Origin of the sequence: Roseivirga sp. UBA1976 (assembly GCF_002336325.1) — a bacterium.
Classification (GTDB): domain Bacteria; phylum Bacteroidota; class Bacteroidia; order Cytophagales; family Cyclobacteriaceae; genus Roseivirga; species Roseivirga thermotolerans.
In genome coordinates this window covers 1-18,342 of sequence record NZ_DDDQ01000166.1, presented here as the reverse complement: position 1 = coordinate 18,342, position 18,342 = coordinate 1, and the positions used below count along the sequence as shown (strand labels likewise).

Sequence of the window (18,342 nt, the reverse complement as noted above, 5' to 3'; positions counted from 1 at the left end):
GTTCTGATGGTTTAATTATGAAGCCCCACAAATATAATTGTCTAGTCGTCTTAGCAAAGACTTCTTATATTGATGGGAATCATTCAGATAAAACTAAAGCTTCATGAATAAACGATTTTTTCTCATTCTGGTCCTTATGATAGGCTGGCAGGCAGTAAAGGCCCAGAAAAGTATAGAAGAGGCCACTCAAGGCACAGAAAAGAAAGAAGGATTTTTTACCTATTACTGGGACGAAAAGAACGGAAAGGTTTGGCTGGAAATAGACAAACTGGGCACGGAATTTCTCTACGTAAACTCCTTAGCTGCCGGAGTAGGCTCTAACGACATTGGCCTGGACAGAGGGCAACTTGGTGGTACACAAATAGTAGAGTTTAGGCGGGTTGGCCCAAAAATCCTTATGGTACAGCCTAATTATTCATACCGGGCCATTTCAGAAAATGCCGATGAAGTGAGGGCGGTAAAAGAGGCCTTTGCCGAATCAGTACTTCACGGTTTCACGGTGGCGGCCGAATCGGAGGGTAGTGTTTTGGTAGACCTTACTCCCTTGTTGCTCTCCGATGCCCATGGGGTAGCCAATACGCTTAGCCGATCCAGACAAGGCAACTTCAGACCCGATGCAAGCCGGTCGGCCATATACCCACCCATGCTCAAAAATTTTCCAAAAAACTCTGAGTTTGAAGCCACTATTACTTTTACCGGAAGTGGCGCAGGAGGCTATCTTAGAAGTGTAACTCCGTCTTCAGACGCTGTAACAGTGCGCATGCACCACTCTTTTATAGAGCTACCAGACAATGGCTATGAGCCGCGTAAGGCAGACCCCCGTTCGGGCTATGGCACCATCCGATACATGGATTACGCCACCCCCATTCAGGAAAACATTGTCAAGCAGTTTACCCGAAGGCATCGATTGGCTAAGAAAAATCCAAAGGCCAAAGTAAGCGAGCCGGTAGAACCTATTCGCTATTATGTAGACCGTGGCGCACCAGAGCCTATCAAGTCGGCTTTAATTGAAGGTGCCCGATGGTGGAACCAGGCTTTTGAAGCTGCCGGCTATAAAAATGCCTTTATCGTTGAAGAAATGCCTGAAGGAGCCGATCCGCTGGATGTACGCTACAATGTAATTCAATGGGTGCACCGCTCTACCAGAGGTTGGTCGTATGGTTCCTCGGTAACTGATCCCCGAACAGGCGAAATTATTAAGGGCCATGTAAGTCTTGGTTCGCTACGGGTGAGGCAGGATTTTCTGATTGCACAGGGACTTTTAACCCCCTACGAAAACGGCACTACTCCTGACCCACGACTACTGGAAATGGCCCTGGCAAGACTTCGCCAACTTTCAGCCCATGAAGTAGGCCATACCATTGGCTTAATGCACAACTATATTTCCAGCACCAATGGCCGTGCTTCGGTTATGGACTATCCACACCCACTCATTGAATTGCAGAACGGGCAGATTTCGCTTAAAAATGCCTACGATGCAGGTATTGGCGAATGGGACAAAGCAGCGGTAACCTGGGGCTATCAGGACTTTCCAGACAATGTAGATGAAGGCAAGGCGCTGGATCAGCTAATTGAAGATCAATTCAAAAAAGGCCTTCAGTTTATTACTGATTCTGATTCACGCCCCATTGGTAGCAGCCATCCAAGTTCTCACCTGTGGGATAATGGCAAAAGCGCTGTAGAAGAACTCAACCGTTTGTTAGAGGTTAGAAACCATGTACTTAAAAACTTCTCTGAAAAAAACATTCCTGTTGGAGCCCCATTGGCCACTTTAGAAGAGGTGCTTGTGCCCATGTACATGCTCCACCGATACCAACTGGAGGGTGCTGTGAAAGTTTTGGGAGGCACGTATTATAACTACAAACTCCGTGGAGACTCCCAGCCCCTGCCTTCAACCGTATCGAAAGAAGAGCAAGAGGCTGCCCTCAATGCACTTTTGCGGGTAGTGAGCCCGACCCAGTTGGCCTTCCCGGAACATATTCTGAAAATCATTCCTCCCCGACCTCCCGGTTTTGGCCGTTCGCGCGAAACCTTTAACGGACGTACGGGAATAGACTTTGACCCGGTTGCTCCCGGAGAAACTGTTGCCGGAGCTGTGATGAGTTACATCTTCAATGCTCAGCGCGCTACCCGACTGGCTCAGCAGAAGGCTATGAATCCTGAGCAAATTGGCTTAACCGATGTTATCAACACCATCTTTTCTTCTCTTTTTAACGTTACTTACGCCAACCCATACTATCTGCAGCTTAACCATGCAACGCAAAACCAAATGGTGGCTGCTTTGATGGATCTATACAAAAGTAACAGTGCCTCTACCCAAGCCCGGGCCGAAGCTCTCAATGGTTTGCTCAAAATCAAGCAATTTGCAGGCAACAATGCCAACGGCAGCGAAGCAAGCTCCAATGCTCACTACCGATATCTCAATCATTTGATAGAGCTGTTTATTATGAATCCGCAAGAGCTTGAAGTTCAAAATGCTCTTTCTCCACCCGATGGCTCGCCCATTGGTATGGAAGCCGAAAGCTGGTGTAGCTTTAGCGATAATTAATTAACAGTATACAATATCCATCAACCTCAGGGGTTCTTTCATGTGAAATACCCTTGAGGTTGTTTTTTAAAGCCTTTCCAAGTCCGTGTTACCTTTGTTTACTTTGAATCGTCTTGCACAAGAATATAACCTATGAACATCAGAAACATAATTGCCCTGGTATTGATTGTGGTATCGCTAATATGCCTTTATCCCGGGCTCACCTTGCCTATTATTAATATTAACATTGGGGCCAACATACCATTATTGGGTAAATTCGAACTGTACGACCGCACGCAAAGTGTAATTAGCGGCATTAAGTTACTCTATGAATACGACAATCATTTGGTTGCTTCACTCATCCTTTTTTTCTCGGTAATTGTACCAATTCTCAAGGCTGTTCTGTTGTTTATGGTATTGGCTTTCAGGCAATGGAAGTTGCGCCTGAGGGTCTATCAATTTGTGGCTTTAATTGGCAAATGGTCTATGGCAGATGTGTTTGTGGTGGGCGTGTTCCTGATGTACCTGGCCACTTCTTCTGAAGAAAATATTTCTTCCAGCATTTTAGACGGCTTTTACTATTTTACAGCCTACTGTATAATTTCCATAGCTGCCATTCAAGTAATGAGCCTCAAAGACATTACCTCTCAACCCGGCACAAAGTCGGTCGATCCTATTCAGTAATTAGGCCGGCTTGTTCCTAAAAATCAATTGACGCAGAGAGTTGTAGCCTTGAAAATTTAATCTGATCTTACCAAGAAACACAGGTTATGGATCAGTTGAAGGAACTACTGGCTTCTACCCCTAGGTGGGTATATATATTGCTGCTTTTGTTGATCGTGTTTGCGCGAGACATTCTTCAGAAGAAGCATACCATTAGTCACAATTTCCCCATTGTAGGGCACCTGAGGTATTTGCTGGAAAGAATTGGTCCAGAACTACGGCAGTATATTGTAGCCAATAACCGCGAAGAGCTTCCTTTTAACCGAAGTCAGCGCTCATGGATTTACGCCAGTTCAAAGAAACAAAACAACTATCAAGGTTTTGGAACCGATCAAGACCAGAGCGCAGCGGGCTATGTATTTATTAACCCGGCCTTGTTTCCTTACACTCCTAAGCCAGACCACCCCAACGTAATGCACAAAGATCTTGTGCCTTGTGCCAAACTTATGGGTGGGTACAATCAGCGCAAAAGACCTTTCAGACCCCGTTCCATTGTCAATATTTCTGCCATGAGTTTTGGTTCACTGTCGGCCAGGGCCATAGAGTCGCTCAACAGAGGCGCCTACGCTGCCGGAGCTTTTCATAACACAGGCGAAGGAGGCTACTCTCCCTATCATCAGAAGGGAGCCGATACTGTTTTGCAAATTGGTACCGGATACTTTGGGGTTCGCGATGAAAATGGAAACTTCGATCTAAACAAACTCATTGAACTGACCACGGCACATCCTCAAATCAGAGCCATTGAAATAAAACTATCGCAGGGAGCAAAACCGGGAAAGGGAGGTGTTCTTCCGGCTTCTAAAATAACTCGCGAAATAGCGGAAATTCGGCACATTCCCATGGGACAAGATGTGGTTTCTCCCTCCAATCACTCGGCCTTTAGCACGCCCGCGCAACTCTTGGATTTTATAGAATTGTTAGCCGCAGAAACCGGCCTTCCGGTGGGTTTCAAAGCCGCTGTTGGTAAGCTAGAACTTTGGGAAGAGCTTACCGACCTGATGCTAGAGAAAAACATAGGCCCTGATTTTATTGCCATAGATGGTGGCGAAGGAGGCACGGGAGCAGCTCCCCCATCTTTTGCCAACCATGTAGCACTGCCTTTTGTATTTGCCTTTGCGGCCGTTTACAAAATTTTTCAGAAGAAAGGACTCACCAACCGGGTGGTATTTATTGCTTCCGGTAAATTAGGGTTTCCCTCCAATGCACTCATGGCCTTTGCTATGGGGGCCGACCTTATAAATGTGGCCAGAGAGGCCATGATGTCGGTAGGCTGTATTCAGGCGCAATCCTGCCACACCAATACCTGTCCTGCAGGAGTAGCTACTCAAAACAAGTGGCTGCAAAGTGGTATAGATGTTAAGGATAAATCGGCCAGATCTGCTCAATACCTTAAAACCCTTCGAAAAGAAATTTTAGAAATTACCCATGCAGCCGGCTATGAACACCCTTGCCAAATGACAATGGACGATGTAGATGTGGGCATGGGAGATAACAACTATACTACAACACTTACACAGGCTTATAAATACCAAAAAGAACCGGTTCCATTTAGCGGGATGAACAGTCTTATCGAATGCCCACACCTTGGAGCCATCAAGACGGAAAACTAAGCACAGGGCTCTAAGCCCCGGCAATGCCAGGGTATAGAAAGGAGCCTACATACTCCAAATCAGAGACTTGTCGTAAAATTCAGGTTTCGAAGAACTTTCTTTTTAGCTATCTTCCATTCAACCAAAGAATTATGAAGAAGCTATTTTTACTAATTGGCACCTTATTTTTTGCCTGCTCTCCCAACACCGAAAAGTTCGATATTCTTATTCTTAACGGTTCTATATACGATGCCGAGAACCAAAGCTTTTACGAAGCAGACCTGGGGATTAAGGGCGATAAGATTGCGAAAATTGGAGATCTTAAAGACGCTGCAGCCCGCCAAACCATAGATGCTACAGGCCATGTAGTAAGCCCGGGATTTATTGATGTACACTCCCACATAGAAGCTATAATGCGCATGCCCGATGCAGAAAATTTTGTTCGGCAAGGCGTTACCACAGTGCTGGCCGGGCCTGACGGCCGGGGTCCCTCTCCTATGCAGCCCTTTCTTGATTCGTTGAGCACTTACAAACTTGGCCTTAATACGGCCTGGCTTGTGGGACATAATACCATACGAAGGAACATTATGGGTACGGAAAACCGCGCCCCTACCGAAGAGGAACTGGAAGACATGAAGAGTGCCGTAGCCGAGGCCATGCAAAGTGGGGCATACGGACTATCGACCGGACTTAAGTATGTGCCGGGTTCCTTCTCCAACATAGAAGAGGTAATAGCACTTTCCAAAGTAGCTGCCCAGCAAGGAGGCATATATACCTCTCACCTGCGAGAGGAAGGCCTGGGACTGATTGAGGGCGTTCAGGAAGCCATACAAATTGGTAAAGAAGCGGGAATTCCCATTGTGCTTACTCACCACAAAGCCATAGGCAAACCCATGTGGGGAGCCAGCACTAAAACACTGGCTATGGTAGACTCTGCCAGAAACCTTGGCATTGATGTAATGATGGACCAGTACCCTTACACAGCCAGTTCTACGGGGCTTTCGGTACTGATTCCTACTTGGGCCATGGCCGGTGGACAAGAGGAATTTAAAAAGCGAATCGATGATCCGGCTACCCGCAAAAAGATCAAAGAAGAGATTATGTTTAACATAGAGTACGATCGTGGTGGTGCTGACCTAGCGGTAGTTCAGTTTGCCAATGTAAGCTGGAAACCCGATTTAAATGGTAAAACCTTGAAAGACTGGGCCATTGAAAAAGGCCTTGAACCCACCTTTAGCAACGGAGCCGAACTGGTTATAGAAGGACAGTTGAACGGTGGGGCTTCATGTATATTCCATGCCATTGGCGAAGAAGATGTGAAGAGAATTATGCGGCACCCGCTGGCCATGGTTGCTAGCGATGGGGGCCTGGCAAAACCCGGACAGGGACACCCTCACCCAAGAAGTTACGGCACTTTTCCCAGGGTACTGGGGCATTATGTCAGAGATGAAAAAGTAATTTCTCTGGAACTGGCACTGGCCAAAATGACTTCACTGCCTGCGGACCGATTGGGATTAAGCGACCGAGGCTATATCAAAGTAGGTATGCTGGCAGACATCACCATTTTCGATCCAGAAACTGTTGATGAAGGCGGTACATTCGAGGACCCGCATCACTACCCTGTGGGCATTCCTTATGTAATCGTCAATGGCACAATTACCGTAGACCAAGGTGAAATGACTGAAAATAGAGCTGGAAGGGTATTGAGGAAAAAGTAATTATCGAACCTCAGCAATGGAAAGCTTTGCCTGATCAAGTATGGAGACTCTAAGTGTCTTGATAATTTTATTGGTTTCAATATCCTTAATAAGCACTTGATTACGGTTAGAAACATATTCCCATTTGGCCTCATCCATATAATGAGCATCCGCAGGGTGCAGCACCAGGTAGTTTACTGTTCCATCGGCCCGGAAATCATAGACTTGTCTGAAGCGGCTCAAACCAAAGGTTTGAGAATCGCAACCTTTGTATATAGTCTGCCCCTCTTCGTAAGCATGGGTCCAGCAACCGACTAAATCTGGATTTTCCACCTCGCATGAAAAGGTCATCAGTCCTAAAGACATCAGCAAAATAAGCCCCCTCAACAAACCCATTTTCGATTCAAAGCTCATAAACATAAGGACACCCCTTCTCTTCAAAGAGTTGTAAATCAGTTGATCAGCTTTATTCATTTTCTATTCCTCATTTCACTCCATTCAAATTATCAGTTATCTTAAGAGAGTTATTCAACTCATTCAGACCGCATGAAAGCAAGATTTGTCCTTTTCCTTTTCGGATTATTCACCACTACCTTCTTATGCTCACAGTCCGTCTCAGAACAAGCACACACAAAACTACAAGCCTTCGTTGAAAAAACTCAGGTTCCCGGACTAAGTGTTTCCATCAGTCAAAAAGGCGAACTGGTCTTTTCAAAGGGTTACGGATATACCGATCTCGAGAAGAAGACCCCGGTAGACCCGTCCAAAAGTATGTTCAGAATAGGCAGCGTTTCCAAAACATTGACTGCTGCTGGTTTGGCCAAACTCTATGAAGAGGGCAAGGTAGATTTAGATGCCCCTATTGAGCGCTACGTACCCATTTGGCCCGATAAAGGAGCCACCATAAGTTTAAGACAACTGGCCGGACATTTAGCGGGCATCAGGCACTACAAAGGGCTGGAATTTTTAAGCAATGTACATTATGAAGAAGTGGTAGATGGTCTGGGCATATTTATCAACGATCCACTAATTAATACTCCGGGTACGGAATATGTCTATTCTTCCTACGGTTGGAACCTTATCTCGGTGGCCATGGAAAATGCAGCGGCTCCCGAAGCCGGCTTTCTGTCTGATGTAAGTTTTCTTTCCTACATGGAGTCTGAGGTATTTGCGCCTTTAGGCATGAACCATACCCAGCCAGACTATGCCAATCAGGACATATCCAACCGGGTGAGCTTCTATCAGTTTCAAGACGGAAAAGTGGTAGAAGCCCCAACAGTAGACAATAGCTACAAATGGGCCGGTGGCGGATTCATCGGCACCACAGAAGATCTATGCAAATTTGGGCAGGCTCACATGAAAGCAGGCTTTCTCAAAGCTGGTACTCTCAAAGAATGGATGACTTCACAAAAGACCATAGCGGGTAAAGAAACCGGCTACGGAATTGGGTGGCGAATTTTTGAACGCCCGAGCGGAAAAACCTTTTACGGACACAGTGGGGGTTCGGTAGGCGGCATCACCTACTTTCTCATTCACCAGCCAAGCGAAACAGTGCTGGCTATTACCGGCAATATGGATCCGCTCAACTACGGTGGGCTTCAGTTTGAATTGATGGAAATGTTCATAGATAACGCAAAGTAAAAATCGATCAGGCCATTTCACTCGATGACCTATTTTTCAGAATCTATCTGTCAGCGGCAAAGGATGGTTTTGGAAGCATACCGAAAATCCCTTTACGCCCTTTAATCCGGAACACCTTTTGCCGTAACACTCAACTATCTTTCAGCGAGGCTTCTTTTTTATTTCAAAATAAACTAATACATTAGTTCTGAAATTATTTTATTAGTTAATCAATCAACCCTATGAAAAAGTTATTACTACTAGCCTTAGCTGCGTTTGTCTTCTCCTGTTCAGACAGCGAATTATTTATAGAGCCTCAGGAAGATATCTCTGTAGCCTATTTAGAAGTAGAAAAGCCGGTAAGCATCGACCAGGTTTTTACAGTTGTTGATGAACAGCCCATTTACCCCGGAGGTATTGATGCCTGGCACAACCACCTTTTAACCAACCTTACATACCCCGAAAAGGCCAAAGAAAAAGGAGTGGAAGGGAATGTCTACCTAAGCTTTGTGGTAGATAAAACCGGTGAATTGCGCGATTTTAAGGTAATGAGAGGAATTGGAGCGGGCTGTGACGAAGAAGCATTGCGTGTGCTGATGGAATCAGAAAAATGGGTACCTGGCAAGCAACAAGGCGAGCCCGTAAGCGCTAGTATGCAATTACGCATTGCATTCAAGCTCTCGGAAGGAGACAAAGGTCCATCATCAATCAGTGTTGAAGAGGAAGAAGAAATTGTTGAGAACTAGGTTAGTCCTATCGATTATTCCGAAGTCACTTCCCATTGAGTCCAAACGGTCAAAAAACTTTCACTGTCAAAGCAAGCCTCATTATAGGGCTTGCTTTTTTATTCCTCTATAACTGTCAAAAAAGTGCAGTCACTGTTAACTATGGAAGTCTTATACCGGCTTACCACAACATACAGGTTCCGGCTTCATACCCTGGAGGAATTACAGCATGGAACAACTTTCTGAAGGAAAACATCAGATTCCCAAAACTCAGTTAAGAATAGAAGGAAAAGTATTGTTGAATGTGTCGATTGATTCTTCCGGAGAGGTAAGCCATGTTAAAGTAGTTCGGGGTTTACACCCCTTATTAGATGCAGAAGCCAAGAGACTAGTGCTAAGTTCGGGTAAATGGAATCCGGCCACACAGGGAGGCAAGGCTGTCAATGATTCTATTGCTTTTTTCATTTATTTCAGAAACAACCAGATCTCACAATCAAACAGGAACTCTACTATTAGTCACCGTTCGTTGCTCATGCCAGGTTAGATTTACCAAGAACTTTTCGCCAAATTGAACTCATGAACTACGAGACTTTTAACCCCCATCCAGATTTAGAAGCGGTAGTCAAGTGTTATTGGACGTTGGAAGTCCCCAATGGTTCACAGGCACCCAAACAGCGTATTATCCCCGATGGGTGCATTGAAATGTGTTTCATTCTTGGCGATGACATTAAAAGGTTTACTTCCGAAATGGCCTATGTTCTTCAGCCCAGGGCTATGGTCATTGGCCAGATAACCACGCCATATTATGTGCAGCCAACAGGCTATGTCAACTCATTTGCCATTCGCTTCTATCCATACGGCTTTGCTAATTTTATCCGAACCCCTATTCAGGAATTGGCCGACAAAGACACCCCTCTTCATGCTCTTTTCGATGAAGTCTCTATTGGTTCTCTTGAGCAGGACATAATAGAGGCTACTTCAACTAATGAGAGAATAGAAATAGTCGAGCGCTTTCTCAAAAACAGGCTTAACGAATCTGCCGTGGTCGATCAGATTGTTAAGTCAACCATAGATGCCCTCTACAAAACAAAGGGTAAAGCATCTATTGGCACCATACTGGAAGAGGAACCGCACAAGAGGAGAAACCTTGAAAGGAATTTTTCCAGATTGGTGGGAATTAGCCCAAAGCAACTGGGGAAGATTATACGGCTGCAAGCTGCACTGCAGTCTCTTTTGAATAAAAAAAACGAAACACTGACCCAAATAGCCTATGAAAGTGAGTATTACGATCAGGCGCACTTTATCAAAGATTTCAAAGAGTTTACAGGCATAAATCCAAAGGAGTACCTGAATGATGAACAAATGATGCTTTCCTCATTGATTTACTCCGAAAGCTAGGCCTGTCGCATTTTTACAATTCTGTATTTTAAAACTGACCTAACTAGCACCCACATTAAATAGTGTTGACCAATGAAATACCGTACCCTTAGCTCTGCCATACTATTGGTTTTGGGGAGCATAATTATTTACTATGCCGAAAATCGTTTAAACTCTAATCAAATAATCCATCCACAAAACAAACCAGCCATGCAAAAATTTGTCTCTATTGTTGAAATTCCTGCCACCGATATATCGAGAGCCGTAAAGTTTTATCAATCCATACTAGACATACAAATTGAAAGCATAGAGATGCAGGGAACAGAGATGGGAATTTTCCCGGCTGACGGGCAGTCTGCATCGGTTGTAATCACCAAAGGCGAAGGCTATGAGCCATCTGCTACGGGTGTGCTTGTTTATTTGAATGGTGGTGAGGACTTAGAGCCGGTATTAAAAAAGATTGAGAAAAGTGGTGGACAAATATTACTGGCTAAAACCCTAATTGACGAAGAAAACGGGTATTTCGCTCTATTCCTCGATACGGAGGGAAACAAAATGGGCTTGCATTCTATGAATTAATCAACTTGGCCTTTGCAGGCATTGCAAAGGCCAATTAATTTTGATCCTTCACTTCCTATAGAGCACCTGCCTAAGCTTTTACTCAGCCATTGATTTCCTTAGTTCACCAATTCCCCAATCATCCTGCCTTTGACCTCTCCTCTTCCATTTCTTTGAGCTTTCTGCGTAGAATTTTACCCACATTGCTCTTGGGCAATTCATCTACAAACTCAATGTATTTCGGTTTTTTATAGCCGGTAAGTTCTTCTTCACAATAAGTTCTTAGCTCTTCTTCCGTAAGGCTGGCATCGGATTTCACCACAAAGGCCTTTACACATTCAGTAGAACGCGCATCGGGCACCCCAATAACGGCCACTTCCAGTACTTTAGGGTGGTCTACAATCACATTCTCCACTTCATTGGGGTAAACGTTGAAGCCGGAAACATTGATCATATCTTTCTTGCGGTCTACAATCTTGAAGAAGCCCTCTTCATCCATCAGCCCTATATCACCCGTGCGAAACCATCCGCCATCAAAGAAAACACCTTCATTGCTCTGGTTCCAATAGCCACTCATTACTTGTGGTCCCTTAATGCAAATCTCCCCTATTTCTCCCTGCGCCAGTTGTTGGCCTTCATCTGTAAATATAGCCAGTTGGGTAGAGGGCAATGGCAATCCGATGGTTCCCATCTTGTGTGTACCATCTAGTGGATTACAACTGGCAACTGGTGAGGTTTCGCTCAGTCCATAACCTTCTACCAGATCCGAGCCGGTGGTTTCTTTCCACTTGCGGGCCACAAAATCCTGCACGGCCATGCCTCCGCCAATGGCTCCTTTCAAATGGCTCCAGTCTACCTCCTTTACATTCGGTTGGTTTAACAAACCATTAAACAGCGTATTTACTCCTGTAAAAAGGGTAAATGAATGCTTTTTAAGCTCTTTTATAAAACCGGGCATATCGCGCGGGTTGGTAATCAGCACATTTTTGGCTCCAATGTACATCATAAACGTACCGTTGACATTGAGGGCAAAAATGTGATAGAGCGGAATTGCGGTGATCATAACCTCCGTTTGCCCCTTTCTGAGCAATGGCCTGAACCACTCATTAATAATGAGAGTATGAGCCACCACATTATCATGGCTCAAAGTAGCTCCCTTAGAAACACCTGTGGTACCGCCTGTATATTGCAAAAAGGCCGTATCGGCTCCTGAAATATCTACTTTGGTGTATTTCATGCGAGCACCTTCTTTTAGCACTTTTTTAAAGGCCAATGCTTGGGGAATTGAGTAGGCAGGCACCATTTTCTTCACATGTTTCACCACCAAGTTCACAAGAGTACCTTTAAAGCCGCCCAGCATATCGCCCAGCTCGGTAATAATGATGTGCTCTACCTTTATTTTTTTCAAAGCCTCTTCCAGGCTATGGGCAAAGTTGGCCACTATTACTACAGCCTTAACCTGAGCATCGCTAAACTGATGCTCCATTTCCCGATGGGTGTACAGAGGGTTCGTGTTTACCACAACACAGCCGGCCTTGAGAGCACCAATGAGCACTATGGGATATTGCAGGCAGTTGGGCATTTGAATGGCTATTCGATCTCCCTTCTTCATCCCCAGCTTATTCTGTAAATAAGCTGCAAAGAAGTCGGATTGCTGGTCTACCTCATGGTAGGTCAGCGATTTGCCCATATTTTCAAAGGCTTCTTTGCTCCCAAAGTTCTTGAAAGAGGTTTCTAAAAGCTGAATTAGGTTATCCGGCCTTTTGTCAGAAATATTTGCAGGAATTCCTTCAGGGTACCTTTTTACCCAAATGCGTTCACTCATGTAAATTCTAGATTTTGGCTATCTTCAAATATAAAAGAAATGGCAAGTCAATCGATTGCCAGGCTCACATATTTGGATGCGTTTATGGTTTTGCTTTTAAATAACTATCCAACAGCAGTCTGGTTTGCGGATCGGACGGCTTTGGAGCAAAAACGGATATAATCTGAAAAGAAGAATCTAACAACAGGTATCGTGGAATGGTAATAACCTTGTAGTCCGCAAGATCTAACCGGTTGATAGCGTACTCCTTGTCTTTTTCTAATTGGTGTTTCTCCAGATACTGCTGCCATGCCTCCAAATCGGTATCTATAGAAACCGGAACGAAAGCTATCGGATCGTTGGCGTAGTCGTTTTTGAGTTCTTCAAAGGCCGGAAACTCTGCAATACAAGGCCCACACCAGGTAGCCCACAGGTCTACGTAAATCAGTTCACCTTTAAACGAACTCAGGTTTACCTGCTCTCCCAGAGCATTTGTCAATACCACATCGAAGGCCGGCTTACCAGGGTTCAAGGCCTCATAAGACTGCAACTTGGTTTGAATCATAGCTTTGTAGTCTTCGGCTATATTGGAAGCTAACAACTGATTGGTCTCCTGCTCCATTTCCTCGGTTAAACCTGCCAGTTCCAATTGGGTAGACCATGCGCCCATTTTGTCATACTCAATCATGTAGGGGGTAAAGGTCAATTCTGCAAAAATGCCTACCTGCTGCAAAGCCGGATCAACGAGCTCCAGCAGCATGTCCCTAAAGTTGGGGTGCTTCATGTACTTGTCTTGCATAAGGCCAGCAGCCAATGAGTTTATTTCGTCTTTGAGGGGAACCAGTAGTTCTGCTTTTTTCTTTTCAGAATACTCCCAAAAATCTTTGAACGAACCATATATGGGCATTGAAAGAATGGTATTGAGCTGATCCAGCGTTAACCGCATACTCTCCAGCTCCATAAATTCTTCCGTAGCTTCAAGTTCTTGCAGTGCTTTTCTTCTTTCTTCGGTTTTGGCTTTGGCCAATGCCCAAGTTTCAGACACATTGGCACTTTGGAGGTTTCGTCCACCTTCTAAATAAGAACCACTCTTAGGAAACGGCACACCGCTTAAATAGGCCTGCAGAGTAGCACTGGCTCCATTGAACACCGCTGCTTCCGGATCTCGATAATCTACTTCCAGATAAAGTTCATCACCAGGGCTAAGGTAAAGTTTGTTTCTACCTAAGGAAAAATAGCCCGGCTCATTAAGCTCAAAAGAAAGACTAAACTGCCCCTCTTCATTAGTATGTATAAGTTGATCGTTGCCCAAGCCAAAATCGGAGGCAAGGGATCGGTCATTTAAAATTTTGGAAGCATTGCCCCAGTTTACCAGTTTACCGGATAAGCGCACCCGACTGTCTATATTTTCGCTGTTTTGGCAAGAAATCGCCAGAAAAATTAAAGCCATCAAGGCCTGGGCAACCACTGTTTTTCTAAAAATTCGCATGCCTCAAAAGTAGTAAAAGCGATATAAAAGTCATGCCGCTCATAAAATGGCCCGGTTCTCTATTTAAGATCGGCTCAGGGAAGGGGTTTTAAATACGGAAGATTTTGTTGAACTTAGAAAGTATAAACATCACACATCAGTATTATGGATAAACACATACCCCCCAGGTTAGATGTATTTCTAGACATTTCAACTTATCTCACCGGCTTCCCCCTAATCGATCTTCAGAGCACGGGCATGGCCGAGGTCTACTTCAATACTATTGTAGCCCATGTAAACCCGCAAACAATCGATCAATTCTATGATGCTTGCAAGTCCATTCTAAAGCTAAAAAGTACTGAAGCCATAAACGAGGCTATTGAGAAAGAGCTAATTCCTAATGGCAATTATGCCGGATTAGGCCAGAAGATTATTCTTATGTGGTATTTGGGTACCTGGGATGGCAATGTAATTTCAGCCCAGAGCTACACACAAAGTCTGGTGTGGGAGGTTGCCGAAACACATCCGCCAGGAGCCAAACAACCCGGCTACAATTCGTGGAGTGAGCCACCCATTAAAATTAACTGCTAAACACACACTATTATGGAAAATAACACCACTGAATACGATGTAGTTATCGTAGGGTCAGGGATTGGAGGCTCTATTGTGGCCAAAACCTTGTCACAAGCCGGTAAAAAAGTCTTACTTCTGGAAGCGGGACTGGAAGCAGGTATGAGTTTTCAGAAGAAAGAGGCCTTCGATAATTATATGGGCTACTTGAATACTTTTTACGAAAAGGCAGCAAAAGTTCCCAACTCCCCTTATCCCAATTTAAAGGATGCTCCATCGCCCGATGTACTGGATATAGAGCCAATTACTGCCTGCCAACCTTCTACCAAAGGATACCTTGTTCAGGCCGGCCCATTGCCCTTTGGCAGCGATGCCTGGCGGGGTCCCGGAGGAACCACCATGCACTGGCTGGGCTCTACACCGCGCATGTTGCCAAACGATTTCCGAATGAAAACACTCTACGGAGTGGGTGTCGATTGGCCCTTCGACTACAACACACTTAAGCCTTACTATGAGATGGCTGAATTTGAGATTGGTGTATCGGGCAGTGTTTCGGAACAAAAAGGGCCTGACGTAGATGTGGAAAGAGACTATGGTAAAAACTATCAGTTTCCCATGAAAAAAGTACCGCAAAGCTATTTGGACAAGCAAGTGATTGAGAGTGTTCCTTCCGGTTTTAAAGTTTTCTTCAATGGCAAAGAGCATGAACTTCAATTTGTGAGTACTCCTCAGGGAAGAAACTCCATTCCGAATGCCGATTACCCTTATGCTGATATAGTTTGGAACAAAAGCAGTGGTAAGCTACAACTGCAAGCCGAAAAACGCTGGAATACTTTTACCAAAGCCTACGAACATGTAGAACAACGGCATGCCAAATATAGCCCGGTTGGAGCCGTATGGGACGACCATCAAGGACACAGATGTGAGGGAAATGCAAGCTGCGTTCCCATTTGTCCGGTACAAGCCAAGTACAACGCCCTTAAAACCCTGCGCAAATCAGACCCAAAACATATCGCCATCCGCACCCGCTCAGTGGCCTCCAAAGTACTCACCAATGAAGAAACCGGTGAAGTCACTGGTATTGTATATAAAAAATATGAGAACCCATCTTCATCCGTATTCGAAAGTCATGTAGCCAAAGGCAAAATTTATGTATTAGCAGCCAATGCCATTGAAAACGCTAAACTCTTGCTCGCTTCCGGCATAGCCAACTCAAGCGACCAGGTGGGTAGAAATCTTATGGATCACATGGTAATGCTCACTTGGGGCTTGCTTCCCAAAAAGGCCTATCCGTTCAGAGGACCTGGTTCTACCACCAACATACCCACCATGCGCGATGGCGAGTTCCGCAAAGATCATGCAGCCTGCATCTCTCCTATCGACAACTGGGGCTGGGGCTGGCCCAAGTTTTCTCCTGGTTCCGATGTAGAAAATGCGGTGGCTCAAGGCATGTTTGGCGAAAGCCTGCGCAATCACATACACCATATGGTGCCAAGACAACTGTTATTGCACTTTGAGTGTGAACAAACTCCGGAGCCGGAAAACAGGGTAACCATCGACCCCAATTACCTGGATAATCTGGGTAATTACCGTCCGGTAATCCATTACAGTGCCTCGGACTACATGAAAAAGGCCTTTGCTGAATACAAGAAAGTGTCCGATCAGATTTTTAAAGCTGCGGGTGTTCAAGATTTTACCGAATACACAACCGACAATCCCGACCATGTAGAGTATCAGGGCAAAGTCTACAATTTTTGGGGTGCCGGTCATATTGTTGGTACTCACCGCATGGGCAACGATAGCAAAGATTCCGTAGTCAATGAAAATGGCCAAACCTGGGACCATAATAATTTATACCTGGTGGGATGTGGAAACATGCCTACTCTGGGAACCTCCAATCCAACACTCACCATGTCGGCTCTGGCCTTTAAAACCTCTGAAGCAATTCTTAACCACTTGAACAGCTAAATCATGAAACTCTCCTTTCGAAAAAAAGATAATCCAAAACGTCACCTGTTAATTCCTGAAGCTAATCAGTCACGCGGTGAAGACCAGCGTTTCGAACAGTCTATACTCTTAGAGGCTGCAGAACATGCTTCGGAAAAAAAATCTATCGAAGACCTGAAGGCCGATCTGCAAACAGCCATGGACCTGGAGCTTTCTACCATTCCCCCCTACTTATCGGCTCTTTACTCTATAAAAGAAGGTACAAACCTAGAGTCGGTAGAGATAATTAAAAGTGTGGTGATTGAAGAAATGCTTCATATGGTTATGGTAGCCAACCTGCTCAATGCGGTTGGTGGCACACCTAGCATAGGCACTTTTACTCCCAATTATCCATCGCAACTGCCGGGAAATGTAATGCCTCAGCTCATCGTACCCCTGGCTCCATTTTCCATAGACTCTATCCGTACTTTCGAGAAAATTGAGCACCCCGAAGGCGCCTTGCAGTTTCTATCAGAGAAAGATAAGGAGCTGGCAAGAAACAGTGCAGACCCTAGCTTTACCGGCATTGGCGAATTTTACAAAGCCATTAAAGACACACTGATTAAACTGGAAAAAGAAGCTCAAAATAAAGGTGAAAGCATATTTACTCCCAACAGAAACCAGGTGAGCGATGAACAGTACTATGGCTCCGGAGGTAAAATAATTACTGTGAACAACCTGACAGACGCTATTCAGTTAATCGATGAAATAGTTGGGCAAGGCGAAGGTACATTAGGCACTATCTTCTCGCAGGAATACGACCCTAAAGACGATGATTACAAACTATTTGGCCCCGATGTTGAAGAGTATGCCCATTATTTCCGCTTTAAAGAAATAAGGTTTGGCAGATTCTATGCCGTTACCGATTCCGCTCACAGAGACAGCCCCAATAAAGGTCTGCCCACGGGCCAGCCCTTTAAGGTAGACTGGGGAGCCATGTATAACTTCAGGCCAAACCCTAAGCTTTCCGACTATGACAAAGGTTCGGCAGTTTATGAAAAATCATTGGAGTTTAGCAAAACTTACACGGCTCTTCTGAAAAACATCAATTTAGCCTGCAACGGACAACCCGACCAACTCATAAAAGGAGTGACACTCATGTATGATCTTAAATACAAAGCCATGGAGCTGATGAAAATACCACTAGATGACGGAAAGTACACGGCAGGGCCTTGCTTCGAAATTGTAGATTGCGACTAACCCAAGGCAAATCCACCTTTCAAAAGGGTAAAGATGCCCATCTGCTACCTGCAGAACTTCTAGGTGTATCACCTTAAACCGGGCATCTTTTCTACGAAAGACTGACAAGAATTACTATTGGTAAATTTTAACTTGAAGCGGTTGGCTGACTTCCAAAAGCATGGCCTCTGTAACCAGCACATTAAAATGCTGTAGGAGAAGGATTAATCGTACCCACAAGCACGCCCTCATCTCCTCGTGAATCTCCGCTACGCTGCGATTTCGAACCGTTCGAATCCAGAGATTCATTACTTTATTCATGCTGTAGGAGAAGGATTCGAACCCTGTCTGCCGGCAGGCAGGCTTCACGGAGAGGTTAGGCCGATTGGCTTTATCCCAGAGTCTCCACCCTCGAGAAAGGAGGGCACGGCTGCCTGTTTCCTCACTCTAAAACATGAAAGATGCCCGTCTGCTACCTGCAGAACTTCTAGGTACATCACCTTAAACCGGGCATCTTTT

Annotated in this window: 15 protein-coding genes; 12 read left to right on the top strand and 3 right to left on the bottom strand. The window is 45.0% G+C overall.

Features of this window, described 5'->3' with window-relative positions; translation table 11 throughout:
* The first annotated feature begins 103 nt into the window (after nt 1-103).
* The 4 genes from B3763_RS17235 (at nt 104) to B3763_RS17220 (ending at nt 6,557) form a co-directional block, all read left to right on the top strand.
* Nucleotides 104-2,548, top strand: coding sequence for a zinc-dependent metalloprotease (locus tag B3763_RS17235; protein ID WP_286748114.1), 2,445 nt, complete (start codon nt 104-106; stop codon nt 2,546-2,548).
* Between the two features lie 132 nt (nt 2,549-2,680).
* A complete protein-coding gene (locus B3763_RS17230; protein ID WP_286748113.1) occupies nt 2,681-3,211 on the top strand; it encodes a paraquat-inducible protein A in 531 nt (176 codons plus the stop codon).
* 86 nt (nt 3,212-3,297) lie between these two features.
* Nucleotides 3,298-4,860: an FMN-binding glutamate synthase family protein gene (locus tag B3763_RS17225; protein ID WP_286748112.1), complete on the top strand. Its 1,563-nt coding sequence runs from the start codon at nt 3,298-3,300 to the stop codon at nt 4,858-4,860.
* 131 nt (nt 4,861-4,991) lie between these two features.
* Nucleotides 4,992-6,557: an N-acyl-D-amino-acid deacylase family protein gene (locus B3763_RS17220; RefSeq protein WP_189630854.1), complete on the top strand. Its 1,566-nt coding sequence runs from the start codon at nt 4,992-4,994 to the stop codon at nt 6,555-6,557.
* On the opposite strand, the gene B3763_RS17215 is transcribed toward B3763_RS17220, so the two are convergent.
* Nucleotides 6,558-7,010 (bottom strand): hypothetical protein, encoded by a 453-nt coding sequence (locus B3763_RS17215; protein WP_286748111.1) that lies wholly within the window; start codon nt 7,008-7,010, stop codon nt 6,558-6,560.
* 72 nt (nt 7,011-7,082) lie between these two features.
* Between B3763_RS17215 and B3763_RS17210 the strand changes: the two genes are divergently transcribed.
* From B3763_RS17210 to B3763_RS17190, 5 genes are all read left to right on the top strand, one after another.
* Nucleotides 7,083-8,177 carry a serine hydrolase domain-containing protein gene (locus B3763_RS17210; RefSeq protein WP_286748110.1) on the top strand — a complete coding sequence of 365 codons (1,095 nt, stop codon included), beginning with the start codon at nt 7,083-7,085 and terminating at the stop codon, nt 8,175-8,177.
* Between the two features lie 221 nt (nt 8,178-8,398).
* Nucleotides 8,399-8,902: an energy transducer TonB gene (locus B3763_RS17205; protein ID WP_286748109.1), complete on the top strand. Its 504-nt coding sequence runs from the start codon at nt 8,399-8,401 to the stop codon at nt 8,900-8,902.
* 208 nt (nt 8,903-9,110) lie between these two features.
* Nucleotides 9,111-9,425, top strand: coding sequence for an energy transducer TonB (locus tag B3763_RS17200; protein WP_286748108.1), 315 nt, complete (start codon nt 9,111-9,113; stop codon nt 9,423-9,425).
* Between the two features lie 32 nt (nt 9,426-9,457).
* Nucleotides 9,458-10,279 (top strand): AraC family transcriptional regulator, encoded by an 822-nt coding sequence (locus tag B3763_RS17195; RefSeq protein ID WP_286748107.1) that lies wholly within the window; start codon nt 9,458-9,460, stop codon nt 10,277-10,279.
* 72 nt (nt 10,280-10,351) lie between these two features.
* Nucleotides 10,352-10,837 carry a VOC family protein gene (locus B3763_RS17190; RefSeq protein ID WP_286748106.1) on the top strand — a complete coding sequence of 162 codons (486 nt, stop codon included), beginning with the start codon at nt 10,352-10,354 and terminating at the stop codon, nt 10,835-10,837.
* Between the two features lie 118 nt (nt 10,838-10,955).
* On the opposite strand, the gene B3763_RS17185 is transcribed toward B3763_RS17190, so the two are convergent.
* Nucleotides 10,956-12,641: an AMP-binding protein gene (locus tag B3763_RS17185; RefSeq protein WP_286748105.1), complete on the bottom strand. Its 1,686-nt coding sequence runs from the start codon at nt 12,639-12,641 to the stop codon at nt 10,956-10,958.
* Nucleotides 12,642-12,723: 82 nt separating this feature from the next.
* Complete coding sequence (locus B3763_RS17180) at nt 12,724-14,109, bottom strand: TlpA disulfide reductase family protein (RefSeq protein WP_286748104.1); 1,386 nt, start codon at nt 14,107-14,109, stop codon at nt 12,724-12,726.
* A gap of 144 nt (nt 14,110-14,253) precedes the next feature.
* Between B3763_RS17180 and B3763_RS17175 the strand changes: the two genes are divergently transcribed.
* The 3 genes from B3763_RS17175 to B3763_RS17165 are packed head-to-tail and all read left to right on the top strand — an operon-like array spanning nt 14,254 to nt 17,844.
* Nucleotides 14,254-14,679 (top strand): sugar dehydrogenase complex small subunit, encoded by a 426-nt coding sequence (locus tag B3763_RS17175; RefSeq protein WP_286748102.1) that lies wholly within the window; start codon nt 14,254-14,256, stop codon nt 14,677-14,679.
* A 12-nt stretch (nt 14,680-14,691) separates the two neighbouring features.
* Nucleotides 14,692-16,626 (top strand): GMC family oxidoreductase, encoded by a 1,935-nt coding sequence (locus B3763_RS17170; protein ID WP_286748101.1) that lies wholly within the window; start codon nt 14,692-14,694, stop codon nt 16,624-16,626.
* Between the two features lie 3 nt (nt 16,627-16,629).
* Complete coding sequence (locus B3763_RS17165; RefSeq protein WP_286748100.1) at nt 16,630-17,844, top strand: ferritin-like domain-containing protein; 1,215 nt, start codon at nt 16,630-16,632, stop codon at nt 17,842-17,844.
* Nucleotides 17,845-18,342 lie beyond the last annotated feature (498 nt).